The organism is Enterovibrio litoreus, from assembly GCF_045679545.1.
GTDB lineage: Bacteria > Pseudomonadota > Gammaproteobacteria > Enterobacterales > Vibrionaceae > Enterovibrio.
This window is the reverse complement of sequence record NZ_CP166194.1, coordinates 3,058,834-3,082,261: the sequence shown is the minus strand read 5'-3', so window position 1 is coordinate 3,082,261 and position 23,428 is coordinate 3,058,834. Positions and strand designations below refer to the sequence as shown.

General features: G+C 48.1%; 18 protein-coding genes. 10 read left to right on the top strand and 8 right to left on the bottom strand.

Annotated features, from left to right (window positions below):
* Position 1 precedes the first annotated feature (1 nt).
* From ftsZ to mutT, 4 genes are all read left to right on the top strand, one after another.
* A complete protein-coding gene (ftsZ, locus tag AB8599_RS13700) occupies positions 2-1,180 on the top strand; it encodes a cell division protein FtsZ (RefSeq protein WP_407331449.1) in 1,179 nt (392 codons plus the stop codon).
* Positions 1,181-1,298: 118 nt separating this feature from the next.
* Positions 1,299-2,216, top strand: coding sequence for a UDP-3-O-acyl-N-acetylglucosamine deacetylase (gene lpxC / locus AB8599_RS13695; protein ID WP_407331448.1), 918 nt, complete (start codon positions 1,299-1,301; stop codon positions 2,214-2,216).
* Between the two features lie 526 nt (positions 2,217-2,742).
* Positions 2,743-5,463, top strand: a complete 2,721-nt coding sequence (gene secA / locus AB8599_RS13690) for a preprotein translocase subunit SecA (protein WP_407331447.1) — start codon at positions 2,743-2,745, stop codon at positions 5,461-5,463.
* Between the two features lie 84 nt (positions 5,464-5,547).
* Positions 5,548-5,952: an 8-oxo-dGTP diphosphatase MutT gene (gene mutT, locus AB8599_RS13685; RefSeq protein ID WP_407331446.1), complete on the top strand. Its 405-nt coding sequence runs from the start codon at positions 5,548-5,550 to the stop codon at positions 5,950-5,952.
* Positions 5,953-6,039: 87 nt separating this feature from the next.
* On the opposite strand, the gene yacG is transcribed toward mutT, so the two are convergent.
* From yacG to nadC, 8 genes are all read right to left on the bottom strand, one after another.
* Entirely contained in the window at positions 6,040-6,192 is a 153-nt protein-coding gene (gene yacG / locus AB8599_RS13680) for a DNA gyrase inhibitor YacG (RefSeq protein WP_407333228.1), read from the bottom strand.
* Positions 6,193-6,261: 69 nt separating this feature from the next.
* Positions 6,262-7,002, bottom strand: a complete 741-nt coding sequence (gene zapD / locus AB8599_RS13675) for a cell division protein ZapD (protein ID WP_407331445.1) — start codon at positions 7,000-7,002, stop codon at positions 6,262-6,264.
* Positions 6,995-7,615 carry a dephospho-CoA kinase gene (gene coaE / locus AB8599_RS13670; protein WP_407331444.1) on the bottom strand — a complete coding sequence of 207 codons (621 nt, stop codon included), beginning with the start codon at positions 7,613-7,615 and terminating at the stop codon, positions 6,995-6,997. The genes zapD and coaE overlap by 8 nt, the downstream gene beginning before the upstream one ends.
* Positions 7,616-8,488 carry a prepilin peptidase gene (locus AB8599_RS13665; protein WP_407331443.1) on the bottom strand — a complete coding sequence of 291 codons (873 nt, stop codon included), beginning with the start codon at positions 8,486-8,488 and terminating at the stop codon, positions 7,616-7,618.
* A gap of 139 nt (positions 8,489-8,627) precedes the next feature.
* Positions 8,628-9,851 (bottom strand): type II secretion system F family protein, encoded by a 1,224-nt coding sequence (locus tag AB8599_RS13660; protein WP_407331442.1) that lies wholly within the window; start codon positions 9,849-9,851, stop codon positions 8,628-8,630.
* An 11-nt stretch (positions 9,852-9,862) separates the two neighbouring features.
* Positions 9,863-11,557: a type IV-A pilus assembly ATPase PilB gene (gene pilB, locus AB8599_RS13655; protein WP_407331441.1), complete on the bottom strand. Its 1,695-nt coding sequence runs from the start codon at positions 11,555-11,557 to the stop codon at positions 9,863-9,865.
* 23 nt (positions 11,558-11,580) lie between these two features.
* The gene (locus AB8599_RS13650; protein WP_407331440.1) at positions 11,581-12,018 is read right to left on the bottom strand and encodes a prepilin-type N-terminal cleavage/methylation domain-containing protein; all 438 of its coding nucleotides are present in this window, start codon (positions 12,016-12,018) and stop codon (positions 11,581-11,583) included.
* A 230-nt stretch (positions 12,019-12,248) separates the two neighbouring features.
* Entirely contained in the window at positions 12,249-13,154 is a 906-nt protein-coding gene (gene nadC / locus AB8599_RS13645) for a carboxylating nicotinate-nucleotide diphosphorylase (RefSeq protein ID WP_407331439.1), read from the bottom strand.
* Positions 13,155-13,348: 194 nt separating this feature from the next.
* Between nadC and ampD the strand changes: the two genes are divergently transcribed.
* The 6 genes from ampD (at position 13,349) to AB8599_RS13615 (ending at position 23,400) form a co-directional block, all read left to right on the top strand.
* Positions 13,349-13,900, top strand: a complete 552-nt coding sequence (gene ampD, locus AB8599_RS13640; RefSeq protein WP_407331438.1) for a 1,6-anhydro-N-acetylmuramyl-L-alanine amidase AmpD — start codon at positions 13,349-13,351, stop codon at positions 13,898-13,900.
* A 300-nt stretch (positions 13,901-14,200) separates the two neighbouring features.
* Positions 14,201-14,974: a pyruvate dehydrogenase complex transcriptional repressor PdhR gene (gene pdhR / locus AB8599_RS13635; RefSeq protein ID WP_407331437.1), complete on the top strand. Its 774-nt coding sequence runs from the start codon at positions 14,201-14,203 to the stop codon at positions 14,972-14,974.
* Positions 14,975-15,102: 128 nt separating this feature from the next.
* The gene (gene aceE / locus AB8599_RS13630) at positions 15,103-17,766 is read left to right on the top strand and encodes a pyruvate dehydrogenase (acetyl-transferring), homodimeric type (RefSeq protein WP_407331436.1); all 2,664 of its coding nucleotides are present in this window, start codon (positions 15,103-15,105) and stop codon (positions 17,764-17,766) included.
* A 13-nt stretch (positions 17,767-17,779) separates the two neighbouring features.
* Positions 17,780-19,681, top strand: coding sequence for a pyruvate dehydrogenase complex dihydrolipoyllysine-residue acetyltransferase (gene aceF / locus AB8599_RS13625; RefSeq protein ID WP_407331435.1), 1,902 nt, complete (start codon positions 17,780-17,782; stop codon positions 19,679-19,681).
* Between the two features lie 241 nt (positions 19,682-19,922).
* The gene (gene lpdA / locus AB8599_RS13620) at positions 19,923-21,353 is read left to right on the top strand and encodes a dihydrolipoyl dehydrogenase (RefSeq protein ID WP_407331434.1); all 1,431 of its coding nucleotides are present in this window, start codon (positions 19,923-19,925) and stop codon (positions 21,351-21,353) included.
* Between the two features lie 403 nt (positions 21,354-21,756).
* On the top strand, positions 21,757-23,400 hold the full coding sequence (locus AB8599_RS13615) for a methyl-accepting chemotaxis protein (RefSeq protein WP_407331433.1): 1,644 nt from the start codon (positions 21,757-21,759) through the stop codon (positions 23,398-23,400).
* Positions 23,401-23,428: the final 28 nt, after the last annotated feature.

Below are 23,428 nucleotides of genomic sequence, written 5' to 3'. Positions count from 1 at the left end.
CATGTTTGAACCGATGATGGAAATGTCCAATGACGCGGTAATTAAAGTCGTTGGTGTTGGCGGCGGCGGTGGTAATGCAGTCGAACACATGGTGCGTGAGTCAATTGAAGGGGTGGAGTTCATCACCATCAATACCGATGCTCAGGCGCTTCGTAAGACGGCAGTTAGCACGGTAATTCAAATCGGTGGCGATATCACAAAAGGCTTAGGTGCGGGTGCAAATCCACAAGTAGGTCGTGAGTCAGCGCTTGAAGATCGTGAAGCGATTAAAGCTGAGCTTGAAGGTGCCGATATGGTATTTATCGCAGCGGGAATGGGCGGTGGTACAGGTACAGGTGCTGCTCCGGTTATCGCTGAAATCGCAAAAGAGCTGGGTATTCTTACCGTAGCCGTTGTGACTAAGCCATTTAGCTTTGAAGGTAAGAAGCGTCTTGCGTTTGCTGAGCAGGGAATTGAAGAGCTATCTAAGCACGTCGATTCACTGATCACCATCCCGAATGAGAAGCTACTGAAAGTATTGGGTCGTGGTATTACACTGCTTGATGCTTTTGCAAAAGCGAACGATGTGCTGCGAAATGCGGTCCAAGGTATTGCTGAGTTAATCACGCGTCCTGGCTTGATCAACGTCGACTTTGCGGATGTACGTACCGTGATGTCGGAAATGGGTCATGCCATGATGGGTAGTGGGATTGCAACCGGTGAAAACCGTGCAGAAGAAGCCGCTGAAATGGCGATTTCGAGCCCACTGCTAGAAGACATCGATTTGGCTGGAGCACGAGGTGTTCTTGTAAATATTACAGCTGGATTCGATATGCGACTGGATGAATTCGAAACTGTAGGCAACACTGTTAAGGCATTTGCCTCAGATAATGCCACTGTGGTTATCGGTTCGTCGATGGATCCTGAGATGAGTGATGAGCTTCGCGTTACGGTTGTTGCAACCGGCATCGGTAACGAGCGTAAGCCTGATATCACCTTGGTTCCTGGTACACAAAAACCAGCGCCAGTGGAAAACAAGGCACAACCTTTGCAAGAAGCGACTAAAGCGGCAACGAATGTCTCTAGCGGACATGCAGTCGAATCGTCTGTGCAACCACAGACCACGAACGTTGCGCCTAAGCCAAAGCAAGAGCAAGACTATCTGGATATTCCGGCGTTTTTGCGTAAGCAAGCGGATTAATCAGCCAGTGCTTGGTTTGTGTACAGCAGCATGATATTATGCTGCCCGTTTTGCCTCGTTGTGACACCGTAATGAGTGACTTGGGGCGCAAAAAGAGATTTTCAGTTGGGAATGGCAGATGATTAGACAACGAACATTAAAGACTATTGTTCAAACGACTGGGGTGGGATTGCACTCTGGACGTAAGGTCACGTTGATCCTGCGCCCAGCTGCAGCTAACACGGGCGTTATCTATCGTCGTACTGACCTGAATCCTCCTGTGGATTTTCCAGCAGATCCGGCTTCAGTTCGCGATACCATGCTGTGTACTGCACTGGTTAACGATGATGGCGTTCGTATTTCTACCGTTGAGCACCTCAATGCTGCGTTGGCGGGAATGGGTATCGACAACGTTATCGTTGAAGTAGACGCACCAGAAATTCCAATTATGGATGGTAGCGCAAGCCCATTCATTTATTTGCTGCAATCTGCGGGTATTGAAACCCTTAATGCTCCAAAACGTTTTGTGCGCATTAAGAAACCTGTTCGCATAGAAGACGGCGACAAATGGGCTGAGTTGCTGCCATATGACGGCTTCCGCTTAGACTTCGCCATCGATTTCAATCACCCTGCGATTGAGTCAGAGCAGCAAAGTTTAGTGATGGATTTTTCTTCACAAGCGTTTATCAAAGACATTAGCCGTGCACGAACTTTTGGTTTCATGCGCGATATCGAATACCTTCAGTCACGTAACTTGTGTCTGGGTGGTAGCTTCGATTGTGCCATTGTCCTTGATGATTACCGCATATTGAACGAAGACGGTCTGCGTTTTGACAATGAACTCGTCAAACACAAAGTGCTGGACGCCATTGGCGACCTTTACATGTGTGGTCATAACATCATTGGTGAAATGCGCGCGTTTAAGTCAGGCCATGCGCTGAATAATCAACTACTTCGCGCAGTACTTGCTGACCAAGAAGCTTGGGAATGGGCAACATTTGATAGCGAGCAGACACTGCCCGTTAGATTTGCAGAACCGGGTATGGTTCTCGCCTAAGCAAGTCATGAATATAAAAAACCGGAGTGATTCACTCCGGTTTTTTTATGCCTGTCATATATTGCCAATTGAGTTACTGAGCAAGCATATACCCAACCCACCTTAAGATGCTCTGAATCCTCCACCAGAGGTTGCTTGGGTATAGACTCATGCCCTTCGGCGGTCGCGAACTAAAAATGCACCAAAGCTGAACATAAAATGCACTAACTTGGTTCTGTTGAATGAACAGGTTCTAATTTTTACCATCTAACTTGGCGCGACCCGCATTACAGGTGGGATGCACCGCGGATATGGCTTATTATAAGTGGCCTTAGTGCTAAGCTAGCTTGATTAAATGAATCATTGCCCTTGAAAACATCGTTTTAAGGCACAAGATCAATGCGACGAAAAGAATAATGCTTCTTAATATTCGCTAATTTTTCCGAAAAGAATTTTGGGCAGAGGGATGTGCTGAATTTCTCTGCCGTGCAGTATCCAGGCTTTGGCCCCGACGCTAAAGCGACAAAATGAGAGAAACGGCAAAGCCATGTTATCGAAATTAATCACAAAAGTAATCGGAAGCCGCAATGACCGTACACTGCGCCGCCTTCGCAAAGTCGTAAATGAAATCAATAATCTAGAGCCTCAATTCGAAGCCCTCACCGATGATGATCTGAAAGCGAAAACCGCTGAATATCGCCAGCGTATCGAGCAAGGTGAATCGCTAGATTTGATCCTGCCAGAAGCGTTTGCAACGGTACGTGAAGCCTCAAAGCGTGTCTTTGGTATGCGTCACTTCGACGTTCAGTTGATTGGCGGCATGGTGTTGAACAATGGCCAGATCGCAGAGATGCGTACTGGTGAAGGTAAAACCCTGACTGCAACATTGCCTGCCTATTTGCATGCACTGACTGGCAAAGGTGTTCACATTGTTACCGTGAATGACTACTTGGCTAAGCGTGATGCTGAAACCAACCGCGCATTGTTTGAATTTCTTGATATGACAGTGGGTATCAATGTGCCAAACATGGCACCCCCTGAGAAAAAAGCGGCGTATCTCGCTGACATCCTTTACGGAACCAACAACGAGTTTGGTTTCGATTACCTGCGTGACAACATGGCCTTCCGCCCGGAAGATCGTGTTCAACGTGAGCGCTATTTTGCCGTGGTGGATGAAGTTGACTCCATCTTGATCGATGAAGCGCGTACACCGCTGATTATTTCCGGCCCTGCGGAAGACAGTTCTGAGATGTACGCACGTATTAATGCGCTGATCCCACAACTTATCCGTCAGGACAAAGAAGACAGCGAAGAGTACCGCGGCGAAGGCCACTTCACGGTGGATGAGAAATCTAAACAAGCTCACCTGACTGAAAATGGTCAAGAGTTTGTGGAAGATATGCTCAAGAAAAATGAACTGATGGACGAGAATGATACCTTGTACTCGCCAGCTAACATTTCATTGCTTCACCATATTAACGCCGCTTTACGTGCCCATGTGCTGTTTGAGAAAGACGTTGATTACATCGTGAAAGACGACGAAGTGATCATTGTTGATGAACATACCGGCCGTACTATGCCGGGTCGTCGTTGGTCTGAAGGTCTTCATCAAGCCGTTGAGGCAAAAGAAGGCGTTAAGATCCAAAACGAAAACCAAACACTGGCATCAATCACTTTCCAGAACTTCTTCCGTTTGTACGACAAACTGTCAGGCATGACAGGTACGGCTGATACCGAAGCGTTCGAATTCCAGTCTATTTATGGTTTGGATACGGTTGTTATTCCAACCAACAAACCGATGATTCGTGACGACATGGCGGATCAGGTTTACATGACTGAGCGTGAAAAATTCAACGCCATCATTGAAGACATCAAAACCCGCAGCGCAAAAGGCCAACCAAGCTTGGTGGGTACAGTGTCGATTGAAAAATCTGAACTCTTGTCAGAAGCGCTGAAAAAGGCGGGTGTAAAACACGCCGTGTTGAACGCCAAGTTCCATGCTCAGGAAGCAGATATTGTTGCAGATGCTGGTTCACCGGGTGCAGTTACCATCGCAACCAACATGGCCGGTCGTGGTACGGATATCGTGCTAGGTGGTAGCTGGCAATCAGATATCTCCAAGCTGGAGAACCCAACCGAGCAGCAAATCGCGGATATTAAAGCCAAGTGGCGTGAAACGCACGATGCTGTAAAAGCAGCGGGTGGTTTACACATCATTGGTACCGAGCGTCACGAATCTCGCCGTATTGATAACCAGCTACGAGGTCGTTCTGGCCGTCAGGGTGACCCGGGTTCTAGCCGTTTCTACTTGTCGATGGAAGATTCATTGATGCGTATTTTCGCCTCTGATCGTGTGACGAACATGATGAAGAAGCTAGGCATGGAAGAAGGCGAAGCGATTGAGCACCCATGGGTGAACAAAGCTATCGAAAACGCGCAACGCAAAGTTGAAGGTCGTAACTTCGATATTCGCAAACAGCTTCTTGAATTTGATGATGTTGCTAACGATCAACGTAAAGTGGTTTACGAACTGCGTGACGAGTTGATGAACAGCACGGATATCAGCGAAATGATCGAGCATAACCGCGAAGATGTGTTGGGTGACTTGGTTGACCAGTATATCCCGCCACAATCACTGGCTGAAATGTGGGATGTTGAAGGTCTTGAAACTCGCCTGAAAGCGGACTTTGATGCCGATCTTCCATTGCGTGAATGGCTTGAGAACGACGATAAACTGTATGAAGAGCAGCTGCGTGAGCGCATTCTAAGTAGCGTCATTGAGATTTACAAATCGAAAGAAGCGGCGGTGGGTGCTGAAACCCTTCGTAACTTCGAAAAAGCCGTCATGCTGCAAACGCTTGATACCTTGTGGAAAGAACACCTGGCAGCCATGGATCACCTTCGTCAAGGTATTCACCTGCGTGGCTATGCGCAGAAGAACCCGAAACAGGAATACAAGCGTGAGTCGTTTGAACTGTTTGAAGGCATGTTGGACTCACTGAAATCAGATGTTGTGATGACACTGAGCCGTGTACGTGTTCAACAACCAGAAGAAGTTGACCGTATGGAAGAGCAACGTCGTGCACAAGCAGAAGCGGCTGCACGTCGTCAACAGGTGAGCCATGCAGAAGCAAGCAGCCAGCTAGAAGACAATCAAGAGCCCGTTTCTGATTCTGTGGTTCGTGATGGTCGCAAGGTAGGCCGCAACGATCCTTGCCCTTGTGGTTCAGGCAAAAAATACAAGCAATGCCACGGTAAAATGAGCTAATTCAATTCGCTGACCTAGGGCATCAATAACGAAACCTAAAAGGCCGCTTAGCGGCCTTTTTTATGGCACGAGAGTAGGCTTAATATGGATAAGAAACGCATACATATCGCTGTCGGGATCATCCTCAATCCTGATCGCAGTCAGATATTCATCACCCAGCGCCCAGCCAAGGCCCATAAAGGCGGCTTTTGGGAGTTTGCAGGTGGGCAAGTCGAGCATGGTGAAACAGCGGAACAAGCGGTGATCCGAGAACTTGAAGAAGAGGTTGGTATTGCCGCAACCGACATCGAAGCGTTTATGTCGATGACGCATGATTACCCTGACAAAGCGCTGACGTTTGATTTCTTTCTAATCAAAGCTTTTGATGGCGTGCCGTATGGCAAAGAGGGGCAACCGGGACAGTGGGTAGCAATTAGCGCATTGCCGAACTTTACGTTCCCTGAAGCGAATGAGCCTGTATTGGCGAAGATTGTTGATGTGTTGGGGTAAGAGCAGGCCCTAGGCTCTAAGAAAATACAGAAGACGAAACAGTGAAAGCGCTTTGCTTTTCCTAGGTTTCAGGGCCGCTTTTAGTTTTTAACTTTCTTCCGACCATCCATCACTGTCTGACATATCCGGTGCACCCGGAATACGCTTTTCTTCTTCGGCCCACTCACCGAGGTCAATAAGCTGGCAGCGTTTGCTGCAAAACGGTCTGTAAGGACTGACTTCGCCCCAAACAACGGGCATTTTACATTGCGGGCATTTTACGACGATAGGTTTATCTTGGCTCACAGAAACCTCATTTCTTCTAACTGATCAGCATACCGCTAGCGAGAGCGTCATTTTCTCCGCAACAGCGTGGTTTTCATCAAACGGCATGAAGCGTATAGCAAACCGAGATTTATGACCAGACACCGTTGGGTATGCGTTGTATTCGGGGGATATTTTCATGCGCAATAAACTCGCGCCATCGACTTCTTGCTGGAAAAAGCCGTTGTTCACTGAGCAAGCTTGCATGGTGGCACTGCCACGTGTTAGTTGCAGCCAGAATGTCAGTGCGTTGTTGAGCGGATGAAGCGTATCACACCATGTTTTGGCATCAGACTGGCGATGTGCTAAGGGCAAGTTCAGCCAATGATGCAGCGAAGGCAGATCAAAACTGCAGGTGCCGCCTGGGATCGAGAAACGCTGACGAATAGAAGAAAGAAACTTGTCTTCTCTCAATTGTTGCCCCAGTCGCGGTGATTGCAGCAAGGTTTGTTGCAACTGACGACTTTCGCGCAGCAGGCTAGTCAGTTGTTCCGTGTCGACGTTAGGCACATTCAACCACGCCTCTAGCTTAGCGCGCTGCTTTTCCAGATCTTTTGCCAGATCGCCTTTCACTTGCACCTGTTCAAGAATTTCAGCTAAATCAAATAAGCTGCTGAAGAAAACGCGCCATTGTGAGTCGTCTGTCAGCGTTGCCGAGTCAGTGATTTGATTCAGTAGATACTCGAGCCGCAGATAAACGCGAACCTGCTCAGTCAAAGGGTGCTCGTAAAGGGTATCGCTAATCATGTTGATTCTCAGTGTCTTGTTCGGCCAATGTGAGGTATTGCAAGTGCAGGGCATCAACATGTTTGTTGAGCTCTTCTTGCGTACACTCGTTTACGATAACGTCATCGGCAAGGGCAAGTCTATCCTCACGCGTCGCTTGAGCCGCCAAAATGCGCTTAACCTGCTCATTTGAGACGCTGTCTCTTCGTGATGCACGTTCAACTTGTGTTTGCGCTGATACATCCACCACCAAAACGCGATCACACAAGCTTTGAAGTTCATTCTCAACGAGAAGGGGGATAACGAGCAAACAATACGGCGAACGCGCTTGAGTCGTTTGGCGAATCATCTCTTGGCGGATCTTCGGATGAAGCAAACCATTGAGCCAGTCTTTGTCTTCTGGGTGGGAAAAAATGTGCTCACGAAGCGCTGCACGATCCAGTGACCCGTCTTCGGATAGCATCGAATCACCAAACTTGGCTGCAATGGCGTTTAGCCCCTCAGAGCCGGGTTCGACGACCTGACGCGCAATGATATCTGCATCGATCACTTCAATGCTTTTATCCGCAAACAGATTGGCAACGGTCGTTTTTCCGCTACCAATGCCGCCCGTGACACCCACAACAAAAGCCATTTAATAACCCAAATATGACGTTAAATACCAATCCATGATGTTATTACCCCACAGCAGACTAATCCAGCCCGCCATAGCAAGGTATGGCCCAAACGAGAACGGGGTCTCTTTCCCTGTGCCTTTTATGCGCATCAAGATGATGCCAATGATTGCACCCGCAAACGACGCAATAAGGATCACCATAGGGAGCGGTTGCCAGCCAAGCCACGCGCCAAGCGCGGCAAGTAATTTGAAATCACCGTATCCCATGCCTTCTTTGCCAGTCAGCAATCTAAACAATTGGAACACGCTCCAAAGCGACAAATAGCCTGCCATGGCGCCAATCACCGCATCTTGCAGTGAAACCGGTGATATACCAATCACCGCCAGAAGAATACCCGCCCACATCAAAGGCAGCGTCATTTGATCTGGCAACAGCATGGTGTCGATATCGATAAAGCACAGAGCGACCAACACAAAGGTGGCGGCAATCACGGCGAGTGACCAATAGGAACCCGGCAGAAAATACGCCGTGGTGCCCACAAGCAGTGCGGTCAGCAATTCCACAAAGGGGTAGCGAATGCTAATCGGAGTTTTGCAGTGTCGGCACTTACCGCCAAGGATCAGCCAGCTCAATACGGGAACGTTATCAATCGCTTTAACGGGCGCTTGGCAAGAAGGGCAATGTGAACGGGGGAGGCTGAGGTTAAATACTTCTGTGGCTTTGGGAGCCGACATTTCGCTTGGAAAGCATTCGTGGCATTCCTCGCGCCATTGCGCTTCCATCATTTTCGGAAAGCGATAAATCACGACGTTGAGAAAGCTACCTACGATAAGCCCAAACACAGACGCGAGAAATACATACAGACTCGGAGAGTCGAACAGCCAATTCATCTTAAAATCCAGTGCGAGTTAATGGCGACATGATAACGGGTTGTTTGGCTTGCCTCTATCCTCTTATGCCCTGAACGTAAACATCTATCGAACGACGTATGCCAATCAGTGAAATAAGAGGAAAGAAGATAAAGGGTGTTTAACCCATAACACTCATGAGATCAAACATGGGTAAATACATGGCCACGACCAAGGATCCAATCAATACGCCAAGCAGTACAATGATCATCGGCTCAAGGATCTTGCCAAGGTTGTCGACCGTGTTATCGACATCGGCTTCATAAAGCCCCGCGACTTTGTTCAACATATCATCCAATGCACCGGACTCTTCGCCGATCATCACCATTTGGATCATCATGTCAGGGAAGGCATCAGTTTCTCGGATGGCGCGATGCAAAGGGCGGCCGCCAGAGGTTTGCTTGTGAACCTCTTCAATCACCTGTTTGAAGTAGGTGTTGTTCGCTGTTTTCCCTGCTGCCGACAAACCATTGAGCAGTGGGATACCGGCACTGAAAGTGGTCGCCAATGTGCGAGTAAAGCGTGAGAGGGTGGCTTTTGTGAGTACGTCACCAAGAATAGGGATACGCAGGGAAAGTCGACTGGCTTTGAGGCGAAATTTATAGCTTTTTTGATAGCTGGTTTTGAACGCCAATGCAGCCAATATTATGCCAATCAGCATGTACACGCCATAATCATGAATAGCATCAGACACACCGAGAACTTTTTGTGTAAACCAAGGCAGTTCAGCGTTGAACGACGAGAAAATATCTTTAAAGGTTGGGATGACAAACAAGAGCATGCCGATGGTCACCAAAATAGCGATTGAACAGACAATGCTCGGGTAGATCATGGCTTTAATGACTTTGGAGCGGGTATCCTCACTCTTTTCACGATACACGCAGATGCGCGCAAATATTTGTTCTAAGCGACCGGTTTGCTCACCCGTTGCCACCAGATCGCAGTAGAACTGATCAAATAGGATTGAGCTAGATTTCATTGCCTGTGCCAAAGAAGAACCTGCTTCAATATGGCTATAAATTTGGCCGATGATCAACTTCATTTCAGCCTTCTTTGATCCTGTTTTCAGCAGTTGTAGGGTTTCACCCAGTGGTACACCTGCTTCTAACATGGTGGCCATTTGTCGCGTAAATAGCGTGATATCTTTGGCATTAGCCGTATTGCGACGCTTTGCCCATGAAGATGGAGAGCGACGCTTGATTTTGATGATGCGAACCCGCTGCTCGGTTAATGAATGTCGGGCATCTTGTTCATGGTAAGCAAGTAATTGGCCTTTGATTTTGACGCCTTTGGCGGTAGTGCCGCGCCACTGGAATGCATAAAGCTTGCGGGGTTTTGAGGCCATGGTAATTCCCTTTACAGACTAATAACGCGTTGAAGTTCTGCGAGGCTGGTGATGCCTTGATTGAGTTTTTCAATACCGGAAAGCGAGAGCGTGAGCATGCCATTATTGCGGGCAATATTTTCAAGTTGCGAAGCCGATGCGCCGTTACCAATGGCTTCCGATAGCGTGCGATCGATACGCATCACCTCGTAAATGCCCACTCGGCCAATATAGCCATTATTGCAATGGTCACATCCTTCCGAGTTAGCTTGAGAAACGTGATTCAACACTAAGCTGGGGTAGAGCGGCGCCAAAGCGGTCAGTTGGTGATCATCGACTTCGTGAGGCACTTTACAGTGTTGGCATAAACGACGCGCCAGACGCTGGGCGATGATCAATGTCAGTGATGCCGCGAGGTTATAAGGTGCGACGCCCATATTCGCTAGGCGGGTAATGCTTTCTGCCGCCGAGTTAGTATGCAGCGTTGATAACACCAAGTGCCCAGTTTGTGCGGCCTTGATGCCAATTTCAGCGGTTTCAAGATCGCGCATCTCACCGACCATCACCACGTCAGGATCTTGTCGTAAAAAAGCACGAAGCGCCGTGGCGAAATCGAGCTTGATGTCGTTATTGATATTGACCTGATTGATGCCGGGCAAGTTGATTTCTACCGGATCTTCCGCTGTGGATATGTTGCGTTCGGCAGTGTTGAGATACTTCAGGCCGGTGTACAGCGACACGGTTTTGCCGCTACCGGTTGGGCCAGTCATTAAGATCAGCCCTTGGGGTTTATCCAGCGCCGTTAGGTAATCTTGTTTTTGTATTTCGCTATAACCCAGCGAATCAATGTCCAGCGCGACACTGCCGCCATCCAAAATTCGCAGCACCACCTTTTCACCAAACAAGGTTGGTAAAGTGGATACGCGCATGTCGATAGATTTGCCGTCCGCCAGCGTTAGTTTAATCCGCCCATCTTGTGGCAATCGGCGCTCAGCAATATTGAGCTTGGCGAGGATTTTCAAACGAGTCGAAAGGCGACGTGAAATGCCCACTGGGGGCGTACCGTGGGTTTGCAATATACCGTCTAAACGAAAACGAATTTGGTAGCGTTGCTCAAAAGGTTCGAAATGAATATCTGACGCTTGCTTGCGCACAGCGTCCATTAGCACTTGTTGAATATAGCGGCTAACCGGGGCTTCGTCGGTGGCCAGGTCATCGGAATTCGCATCGTCATCGAACTCGGCAAGATCAGCGAGTTCCGAATCACTGACGGATTTTGCATCGCCTTGGCCTGATGCTATCTGCTTACCATAAAGTTTGCGAATCGCGCCCACCAGTTGTTGGTGGTCTACCAGAACGGGTTTGATTTGCAGGCCAGTAGCGAAGCGGAATTCATCTTGAGCTTCAAGGTTTGTCGGGTCGCTAATAGCAAGAATTAGCTCTTTGCCATTAACTTCAATCGGAAGAGAATCCGTACTGAGTACCAGGCTATGGCTGATTGCTGCCAAATTTAATGGTAGTTTGGATACACTTTGCAAATTTAGAATTGGTTCGCTAAAAATGGAACTTAACAAATTTGCTAATTCTGATGATGAGTATACTCCTGAACGAATTATAAAAGAAGCTGGAGACTCTCCAGCTTCTATCACCTCACGGTTTAGGATGCTTTCTAATTCAGCATTCAGGAAACCGTGAGATTTCAATAACTGAACTAAACTACTAGCCAACAGTTAGCCTATCGGAATTTGATTTACGATTTAGGGGTAGGAGCGGTTGACAACGACAGACCTGTATCTTTTTCGCAGAAATCAACAGTAATGGTAGCTGTCTTATTGTTGTATTTGCAGCTCCAAGCACCAGTAGTCGCATTTCTAGTGTAGGTAGCATGTACGAGGCTATCTGCAAACGAAGCTAAACTGCCTCCTGTCGTTGCCGCTGCTGTTATATCTACACCACCCCTATCTCCCAGATCGTTCAATGCAGAATTGTTTGCAGGGAAGTTATTGCTGTTTTCTGTGATTTCGATGTCAATTGCAGTTCTCATCGATTTCAAACTAGCGATAGCAGAGACTAACTCACTTTTTTCCTTGTAGTTGGAATACGCAGGCACAGCAATCGCCGTCAACGCACCAATAATCCCTACCACAATCAAAAGCTCTATCAAGCTAAAACCTTTTTGTTTTTTCATTGCCTTTTCTCTCCGTTTTTATGTGCAGCAAAGTGCTGTAGTGGGCTCACAATACGGCGGATTAAGTGGCTAAAACAGCGGATAAAAAGCGATTTTCGAGGGATGAGTTGTCTTTTTTGTAACTGAGATGTTTGTCAGTTGCGGCAGTGTGATTAGGGGATGAAAAATGCAGACGTAATGTCTGCATTATTAATAATTTAGCGTGTTTTTTGTTCAATAATTTAGGCGTGTTATTTTAAACGCATCGACAAATCCATTGCGCGAATGTGCTTCGTCAGTGCGCCCACAGAAATGTAATCCACGCCCGTCTCAGCAAACTCTCGAAGGGTATCTAACGTTACGTTGCCGGACACCTCTAACGCGACGCGACCTTGGTTTAGCGCAACCGCTTCACGCATCATGTCAGTGGTGAAGTTATCCAGCATCACAATGTCTGCGCCTGCATCAATGGCTTGTTGCAGCTCTTCTAAGCTTTCGGTTTCTACTTCAACGGGTTTGCCGGGGTTCAGTTGCTTGGCAGTGCTGACTGCGCCTTGAATGCCACCACACGCAATGATGTGGTTCTCTTTAATAAGGTAGGCATCATAAACACCAATACGGTGATTAAAACCGCCACCACAGGTCACGGCATATTTCAGCGCATTGCGTAGGCCGGGAATGGTTTTGCGGGTATCTAACAGGCGAGTTTTAGTGCCAGCCAGTTTTTCAACATAACGCGCGGTTTCTGTGGCGCAGCCTGAAAGGGTTTGAATGAAGTTCATGGCGTTGCGCTCGCCAGTGAGCAGGGTGCGGGCAGGGCCGCTTAATTCACACAGCACTTGGTTAGGCTCAACCTTGTCGCCATCTTCTACTTTCCACGTGATGCTGACTTCACCGCCTAACTGGCGAAAAACTTCATCAGCAAATGCTCGACCACAAAATACACCGTGTTCGCGGGTAATAATGGTGGCGTCAGCAAGGGTGCTGGCTGGGATCAAGCTGGCCGTGATATCTTGCGTTACATCAACGCTGCCGCCCAAGTCTTCTTTTAACGTATCGGTGACACAGCGAACAATGTCGTCGTGCAGGTGTTCTTTGAGGTAAGCCAATCGGCTTTGGCTATCATGAACGCGAGACGCGTTATCGTGTTCTGACATGGTGGTTCCATCACTGGTAAATACAGAATAAAGACAGGCAAGGCCTGAGCGTGTTGTGTGCAAGTTTACCTGCGAGGGAATGAGATTGCGAGTCATGCCTTTTTGAAACGACGATGTTTAATCGCTAGGGATTTGGCTTGAATAGGCTAAAATACAAAGCACTTGTTGATACGGAAAAAACAAAGAACCTCTTCATGTTGACGATTACCGACCACCTATTGGATAGCGCTTCCTATCTGCCTTCCCCACACTGCAACGACAGGCCCGATCCTGACGATGTGTCATTGCTTGTGGTGCACAATATTAGCTTGCCGCCCGGTGAGTTTGGTGGGCCTTACATTGAGCAATTTTTTCAAGGTGAACTAACCTGTAACACGCATCCGTATTTTGATGAAATTCGCGATATGAAAGTCTCCGCGCATTGCTTAATCAAGCGAGATGGCAGCGTGGTGCAATTTGTTCCGTTTAATCGACGAGCTTGGCATGCTGGTGTATCCGTGTTTGAAGGGCGAGAGCAATGCAATGATTTCTCTATTGGCATTGAGCTTGAGGGGACTGACGACTTGCCTTATACCGATGCGCAGTATCAAAGGCTCGGCCATGTCGCGAATGCGGTTATGCAACATTATCCTTCCATCACGCCGGCGCGTATCACTGGGCATCAAGACATTGCGCCCGGAAGAAAAACAGACCCAGGCATGTCGTTTAACTGGAAGACGCTTCATTCGCAGTTACAGAAGGCATAATATGCCGATGCCGTCACGCGAGATGTACGGTAATGCCTCATAAGTGAAACCATCTCTAAATCAGTAGCCTATTTTTAGTGGCCTTGCCAAATAAATTGGTCTGACCATTGTCAGTTTGTTGATTAATATCTCTTCAGTGCCTATTTGTAATTTCTATGACGCAAATCAAGTTTACGGTGGACAGTACAACCACATTCTGGTAACTTTTTACCTGCTTTGTAATTGGTCTTACCAATTGACAAGGTCGATAAATGGGAAAGGACGCGCAGGCACTCCGGCGCCAAATAACGAAGAAGAACGATGGCTATACAACGGATTCGTCAACCCAAACTGTCAGATGTTATTGAGAAAGAACTTGAAAGCCTGATTCTAGAAGGGACGCTATCGCCGGGGCAGAAACTGCCACCAGAGCGAGAACTAGCGAAACAATTTGACGTTTCGCGCCCCTCTGTGCGAGAAGCCATTCAGCGCTTAGAAGCCAAGAAGTTACTGACTCGAAAACAAGGTGGTGGCACCTTTGTGAGCGAGCGATTGTGGCAGCGTTTTTCCGAGCCACTGATTGATTTGCTCGCAGAACATCCAGAAAGCCAGCTTGATTTGCTGGAATCTCGTCACGCACTCGAAGGGGTTTCCTCGTACTTTGCGGCATTACGAGGCACAGAAGAAGATTTAACACGCGTATGTCATTGCCACGATAACATTCGCGAAGCTCAGCAACTTGGTGATATCAAAGCTGAAGCCGCAGCCGTGATGCAATACCTTATTGCGGTCACTGAAGCGTCACACAACGTAGTATTACTGCACATTATGCGCAGTTTGGCACCGTTGCTAGAGCACAACATTTTACAGAATTTTGAATTGCTGAATCGACGTGATGATGTCGTTGAGAAAGTCAGCAAACACAGAGCAAACATTGTGGAAGCGATTACGGCGGGTGAGCCAGAAAAAGCCCGTCAGGCATCGCATGCGCATTTAGCATTTATAGAAGAAACCCTGTTGGATCTTGGCAGAGAAGAAAGTCGTCGTGAGCGCTCTCTTCGCCGAATTCAACAACGCAAGGACGAGTCGGAATAACGCGTCCTGAAAGCTTTGTCAGTGTATGTGTCCAGTAGGACAACGCCGAAGTAGCTGTCAGGATGCGTTTTTTCAGCTGCGATAACATTAGTTTTGTACGAGTCAATCAACGAAAGGATAGAATCGCCATGTCTGAAGTCATGAAAAATGACGTGGACGCACTTGAAACGCAAGAGTGGTTAGAAGCTCTAGCATCAGTCGTTCGTGAAGAAGGTGTAGAACGTGCCCAGTTCCTACTTGAGCAAGTAATGGAAAAGGCACGCCTTGATGGTGTTGATATGCCAACAGGCATCACCACCAACTATGTGAATACCATCCCTGCGGATAAAGAACCAGCATATCCAGGTGACGTAAACCTGGAGCGTCGTATTCGTTCTATCATTCGTTGGAACGCGATCATGATCGTGTTGCGTGCATCGAAAAAAGACTTGGATTTGGGCGGCCACATGGCTTCTTACCAGTCTGCATCTGCATTCTACGAAGTATGTTTCAACCATTTCTTCCGTGCCCCTAACGAGGTGGATGGTGGTGATTTGGTTTACTACCAAGGTCACATCTCTCCGGGTATCTACTCTCGCGCCTTTGTTGAAGGCCGCTTGACTGAAGAGCAACTGGATAACTTCCGTCAAGAAGTTGATGGTAACGGTCTGCCTTCTTACCCGCACCCGAAACTGATGCCTGAATTCTGGCAGTTCCCGACCGTTTCTATGGGTCTGGGTCCAATCTCTGCTATCTACCAAGCGCGCTTCCTGAAATATCTGGAAGGTCGTGGCCTGAAGCAAACCGGTGCTCAACGCGTTTACGCATTCTTGGGTGACGGCGAGATGGATGAGCCAGAATCACGTGGCGCGATTTCATTCGCTTCTCGTGAAAAACTGGGCAACCTATGTTTCCTGATCAACTGTAACTTGCAGCGTCTTGACGGCCCAGTTATGGGTAACGGCAAGATCATCCAAGAGCTAGAAGGCCTATTTAAAGGCGCTGGCTGGAACGTTATCAAGGTTGTTTGGGGCAGCGGCTGGGACAAACTGCTGGCGAAAGACACCACAGGTAAACTGCTTCAGTTGATGAACGAAACCATCGATGGTGATTACCAGACGTTTAAGTCTAAAGATGGCGCGTACGTTCGTGCGAACTTCTTCGGTAAATACCCTGAGACGTTGGCATTGGTTGCAGACATGACTGACGAAGAGATCTTCGCGCTGAAGCGTGGTGGTCATGAGCCGTCTAAGTTATTTGCTGCATTTAAAAATGCCGAGCAAACCTCTGATCGCCCAACCGTTATCCTTGCGAAAACCGTTAAAGGTTACGGCATGGGTGAAGCGGCAGAAGGCAAAAACATTGCACACGGCGTGAAGAAAATGGACATGACCCATGTTCAACACCTTCGCGATCGTCTGGGCCTGCAAGAGCTTGTGTCTGATGAAGACATGAAATCACTTCCTTACTTGAAATTGGAAGAAGGTTCAGCAGAGTACGAATACATGCATGCACGTCGTAACGCGCTGCACGGTTATACGCCTAAGCGTCTGCCTAAGTTCTCTGAAGCACTTGTTATTCCAGAAGTGGAAGAATTCAAACCACTGCTTGATGAGCAGAAGCGTGAAATCTCAACCACTATGGCGTTTGTTCGTACTCTGAACATCCTGCTGAAAAACAAAGGTATTGGTAAGAACATCGTTCCTATCATTGCCGACGAAGCACGTACTTTCGGTATGGAAGGTCTGTTCCGTCAAATTGGTATTTACAACCCATCAGGCCAAGAATATACGCCTGAAGACCGCAGCGTAGTTTCTTACTATAAAGAAGCAACCTCTGGTCAGGTTCTGCAAGAAGGTATCAACGAACTGGGCGCCATGTCTTCATGGGTCGCTGCAGCAACCTCTTACAGCACCAACGATTTGCCAATGATCCCGTTCTACATCTACTACTCAATGTTCGGCTTCCAACGTGTTGGCGACATGGCGTGGATGGCTGGTGACCAACAAGCACGTGGCTTCCTTCTGGGCGCAACGGCAGGTCGTACTACCTTGAACGGTGAAGGTCTACAGCACGAAGATGGTCACAGCCACATTCAGGCGAACACCATCCCTAACTGTATCTCTTACGATCCAACGTTCGCGTACGAGCTAGCGGTGATCATGCAAGACGGTATCCGTCGCATGTACGGTGAGAACCAAGAAAACGTGTTCTACTACCTGACGCTGATGAACGAGAACTACGCAATGCCAGCCATGCCAGAAGGCGCGGAAGAAGGTATTCGCAAAGGTATCTACAAGCTTGAGTCTTATGCGGGTGCGAACAAAGTTCAATTGATGAGCTCTGGCACCATCATGAACGAAGTACGTAAAGCGGCGCAGATCTTGAGCGACGATTACGGCGTAGCGTCTGACGTTTACTCTGTTACCTCATTCAATGAGCTAACCCGTGAAGGTCAAGATGCAGAGCGTTTCAACATGCTAAACCCAACTGCAGAGCAGAAAGTGCCATACATCACGCAAGTGATGGGCTCTGAACCAGCGATTGCAGCAACGGATTACATGAAAAACTACGCAGAGCAAGTACGTGCGTTCATGCCTTCTGAGTCTTTCAAAGTGCTGGGTACGGATGGCTTCGGTCGTTCAGACAGCCGCGAAAACTTGCGCCGTCACTTCGAAGTTAACGCAGGCTACGTTGTTGTTGCTGCGCTGACTGAACTGGCTAAGCGTGGTGATATCGAGAAATCTGTGGTTGCTGAAGCAATCACCAAGTTCGGTATCGACACTCAGAAAGTCAACCCACTGTACGCGTAAGAGGCATATATCAATGGCAATCGAAATTAACGTACCAGACATCGGTGCCGATGAGGTTGAAGTTACAGAAATCCTCGTTAGCGTCGGTGACAAAGTTGAAGAAGAGCAGTCGCTGATCACTGTTGAAGGTGACAAGGCGTCAATGGAAGTTCCTGCGTCTCAAGCAGGTATTGTCAAAGAAATCAAAATCGTCGTAGGCGACACGGTTTCTACCGGCTCTCTGATCATGATCTTTGAGGCTGAAGGTGCAGCGGCTGCTGCTCCAGCTCCTGCGGCAGAAGCGCCAGCAGCGGCACCTGTTGCAGCAGCACCTGCGGCCGCTGAACTGAAAGAAGTTCATGTGCCAGATATCGGCGGCGACGAAGTTGAAGTTACTGAGATCATGGTAGCGGTTGGCGACAGCATTGAAGAAGAGCAATCTCTTCTGACTGTTGAAGGCGACAAAGCATCAATGGAAGTGCCAGCGCCTTTCGCGGGTGTGCTGAAAGAAATCAAAGTGAACGCGGGTGACAAAGTGTCTACCGGTTCGTTGATCATGATCTTCGAAACAGCAGGTTCTGGTGCAGCAGTTGCAGCAGCACCAGTGGCAGCGGCTCCTGTTGCAGCACCAGCGGCGGCTGAGCTGAAAGAAGTGCACGTTCCTGATATCGGCGGTGACGAAGTAGAAGTGACCGAGATCATGGTAGCGGTTGGCGACAGCATTGAAGAAGAGCAATCTCTGATCACTGTTGAAGGTGACAAGGCTTCTATGGAAGTCCCTGCTCCATTCGCTGGCGTACTGAAAGAAATCAAAATCGCAGCGGGCGACAAAGTCTCTACCGGTTCATTGATCATGGTATTTGAGACCGTTGGCGCAGCGGGCGCTGCTCCAGCACCTGCAGCGGCGGCACCTGTTGCTTCTGCTCCGGCAGCAGCACCAGCAACTCAAGCTGCTTCTGCGCCAGCTCCTGCAGCATCAGCAGATTTCGTTGATAACGACGAATATGCACATGCATCGCCAGTGGTTCGTCGTCTAGCGCGTGAGTTTGGCGTTAACTTGTCGAAAGTGAAGGGTTCTGGCCGTAAGAGCCGCATCCTGAAAGAAGACGTTCAGAGCTACGTGAAAGATGCGCTTAAGCGTCTGGAATCTGGCGCAGCAGCCTCTGCATCTGGCAAAGGCGATGGCGCAGCACTGGGTCTTCTGCCTTGGCCGAAAGTTGATTTCAGCAAGTTTGGTGACACTGAAATCAAACCGCTGTCTCGCATCAAGAAGATCTCTGGCGCTAACCTGCACCGTAACTGGGTCATGATCCCGCACGTTACACAGTGGGATAACGCAGACATCACTGAGCTAGAAGCATTCCGTAAAGAGCAGAATGCCGTAGAAGCGAAGAAAGACACTGGCATGAAGATCACCCCATTGGTGTTCATCATGAAAGCGGCTGCGAAAGCACTGGAAGCGTTTCCTTCATTCAACTCTTCTCTGTCTGACGACGGCGAAAGCTTGATTCTGAAGAAATACGTAAACATCGGTATCGCGGTGGACACGCCAAATGGCTTGGTTGTTCCTGTATTCCGTGACGTTAACAAGAAAGGCATTTACGAGCTGTCTGCTGAGCTAATGGAAGTGTCTAAAAAGGCACGTTCAGGCAAGTTGACTGCGTCTGACATGCAAGGCGGTTGCTTTACTATCTCTAGCCTTGGTGGCTTGGGTGGTACGGCGTTTACCCCAATTGTTAACGCGCCAGAAGTTGGCATCCTGGGTGTTTCTAAATCGGAAATGAAGCCGGTTTGGAATGGTAAGGACTTCGTTCCTCGCCTAATGTTGCCTCTGTCACTGTCATACGATCACCGTGTGATCGATGGTGCAGAAGGTGCACGTTTCGTAACGTACTTGAACGAGTGTCTGTCTGATATTCGCCGTTTGGTACTGTAATACGACACCCAATCAGCGTTCGTCTGCATATGGCGAACGCTGATTTGATGTATAGCTCACAGGCTATGGGTTTTTATTTTTCAGCTTGTTAACACGGCTGTAAAATGTGGAGCCAAAACGAGCATCTTCCAATGGCTTGCTGCTCGCAGTGAAATAACACTGTTCCTACATAACAGTCCGTCATAGAAAAATAAATTAATCTCTTAGCCTGTCAGGGATATAAGACTACAACGAGGTCAGAATGAGTAAAGAAATCAAAACCCAAGTCGTGGTACTGGGTTCAGGTCCTGCTGGTTATTCAGCCGCATTCCGTTGCGCGGACTTGGGTCTGGAAACTGTTCTGGTAGAAAAATACAGCACGCTGGGCGGTGTTTGTCTTAACGTGGGCTGTATCCCTTCAAAAGCGTTGCTACACGTAGCAAAAGTGATTGAAGAAGCCAAAGCAATGTCTGAGCATGGCGTTGTTTTCGGCGAGCCGCAAACCGACATTAACAAGATCCGCGTTTGGAAAGAAAAAGTTGTTAATCAACTGACTGGCGGTCTTGGCGGTATGGCTAAGATGCGTAAAGTTAACGTGGTCAATGGTTACGGTAAATTTACCGATCCTAACACCATCGTGGTTGAAGGCGCGGATGGTGCAACCACCATCAAATTCGATAACGCGATCATCGCGGCGGGCTCTCGTCCAATCGAATTGCCATTTATTCCGCATGAAGACCCACGCATTTGGGACTCAACTGACGCGCTGGAACTGAAAGAAGTACCTGGAAAGCTGTTGGTCATGGGCGGCGGTATCATCGGTCTAGAAATGGGTACCGTATACCACGCGCTGGGTTCTAAAGTTGATGTGGTTGAAATGTTCGACCAAGTTATCCCTGCTGCGGATAAAGACATCATCAAAGTCTTCACTAAACGTATCAGCAAGAAGTTTGACCTGATGCTTGAAACCAAAGTGACTGCGGTTGAAGCAAAAGAAGACGGCATTTACGTTTCAATGGAAGGCAAAAAAGCCCCAGCAGAGCCTACGCGTTATGATGCAGTGCTGGTGGCTATCGGTCGCGTACCAAACGGTAAGCTGATTGATGCAGAAAAAGCAGGCATTGAAGTTGATGAGCGTGGTTTCATCAATGTAGACAAGCAACTGCGTACTAACGTTGCTCACATCCATGCGATTGGTGATGTTGTTGGCCAGCCAATGTTGGCACACAAAGGTGTGCACGAAGGTCACGTAGCGGCAGAAGTGATTTCTGGTAAGAAACACTACTTTGACCCGAAAGTGATTCCTTCAATTGCGTACACTGAGCCAGAAGTTGCTTGGGTAGGTAAGACCGAGAAAGAAGCGAAAGCGGAAGGCATCAACTACGAAGTTGCTACTTTCCCTTGGGCTGCTTCTGGTCGTGCAATCGCCTCTGATTGTTCAGACGGTATGACCAAGATGATCTTCGACAAAGACACACACCGTGTTATCGGTGGTGCTGTTGTTGGTACTAACGGTGGCGAGCTGCTGGGCGAAATTGGTCTGGCGATTGAGATGGGCTGTGATGCAGAAGACATCGCACTGACTATCCACGCTCACCCAACGCTGCACGAGTCTGTTGGCTTGGCTGCGGAAGTATTTGAAGGTTCAATCACTGACCTGCCAAACGCAAAAGCAATGAAAAAGAAAAAGTAACTTTTTCTGCGCATTGAATAGAAAACGCCTCTTCGAGGCGTTTTTTTTGGTTAGCATTCAGCATCTTCCTTTTTTCGTAGCGCTCGTAAAAATGCGTACGGAGCATACTAAATAAATTAGGAATGAAGGTATCAAAATACCCAAGAGTACACTGTACTTTTAGGCGTTGTATCAACGTTTATTCATATTGTGTTTCTTGTCAGTGAGCGGAATTGATATCATTGCGAAATGTAAGTGATTAAGTGTAACCCCCGTTTTTAAAGCCTCTTCAGCTTAAATAAGCGCACATCTATGTTCGAAAAGGCAGACCTACACCTTCTTTTGCGAATTTTTGCGAATCGACGCTAAAGCACTTCTTAATCATCTTTTTATTATCGTTAAGTATTCGCTCTGCGAGGAAATCATGTTGTCAGTTAACCAGTTGTCATTTCGTACCAAGTTGTTTATCCCCCTTGGTTTTGTTTCGGCCATTTTCACTATTGTGTTGACGATGACGTTTCAAACGTTTGAACGTCAAGTTGCGCTGAACACCATCTTGAATGAAAAAATCCAACCAACGATTGAAAGTATCGATGATGCTTATCGAGACTTGTATCAAATGCTAGGAAGCGTTGAAGGGTTGTTAGCCAAAGGGGTGACTCAAGAAACGATTGAAAAACAGAAATTCGAATTTTATGACAATGCCCCTAAGGCCATTCCGAGACTGAAGGCGATTCAAACTGTGATTGATGCGGGTGTGATTGATGCACGCCATCAAGTTATGTTGAATCAACTCGTCGACGATACCCAAGAGTGGGGGGAAGCCTTAGAAGCTTTGATTTTGAAGCCAGAAACGATAGCTCAAGAATATGCCAATAATTACCAAGAGATCGAGCAGGTATTTGAAGGGCTTCGCCGCGATCTCAAGGGACTGTTGAAAGCGATCAACCAGGCGTCATCTGACATCAGGCAAGATATTGATGCATCGACGGTTCAAGCTGAGCGTTTGATTGTTGGTGGCACCATCGGAGCTTTGATTCTCGCGGTACTTGGCAGCCTTTTGCTATCGAACATACTTCTTAAACCCGTGAAAGAAATGGGTGAAGCATTGGACAATATCGCCTCAGGCGATGGCGATCTTACACAGCGTTTGACTGTGTGTTCAGCGGATGAAATCGGCCAACTTGGCGAATCATTCAACCGTTTTGTCGCAAAAATCCAAGCGAGCATTAAAGAAGTCGTCGATGCATCGAGTCAACTTCGTGAGCATACTGATCAGATCGAAACCGCTATTCGAAATAGTGTGACGGAAACGGAAAATCAGCAGCGCGAAAGTGACATGATTGCCGCTGCAGTGCAGGAAATGAGCGCGAGTAGCACGCAAATCAGCCAGAATGCGTCGGACGCAGCAGATGCAACGGGCATCGCCACACAAGAAATTGGCGCAGCACAGAGCAGCGTGGCGGGTACAGTGGGGGCAATGTCTTCGCTACGTAGTCGCATTGAACAATCGCAAGTGATGATCACTTCGCTGAACCATGATGTGGACAGCATTGCGTCAATCGTGGATGTTATTCGCGGTATTGCGGAGCAGACCAACCTGTTGGCACTCAATGCAGCCATTGAAGCGGCGCGTGCAGGGGAGCAAGGCCGTGGATTTGCAGTTGTTGCCGATGAAGTGCGTAACTTGGCGAATAAAACGCAGCAAAGCACAGAAGAGATCCGCAATATGATTGAGCGCCTGGAAACTGGCACCAAAAATGCGGTTTCATCCATGAATGAAAGCAGCGAAGCAAGCAACGATACCGTGTCGCATATTCAGCAAACGTCTGAATACCTTGATACTGTTTCCTCTATGATCATCACAATCAATGACCAAAACGCCCAAGTCGCGACGGCGTCGTCTCAACAAAGGGCAGTATCAGAAGACATAGATAGAAATATCCACGGTATTGTTGAAAATGGCCAGCGTGTTTCTTTAAACCTGCGGAGCGTAGAAAAAGCCTGTAGTGAGCTGACTGATAAGAGTCGTCAATTAGATAAAGTGGTGAGCGGGTTTCGCGTATAAAACCTTTTTTCCACATTAAATTAGTTGT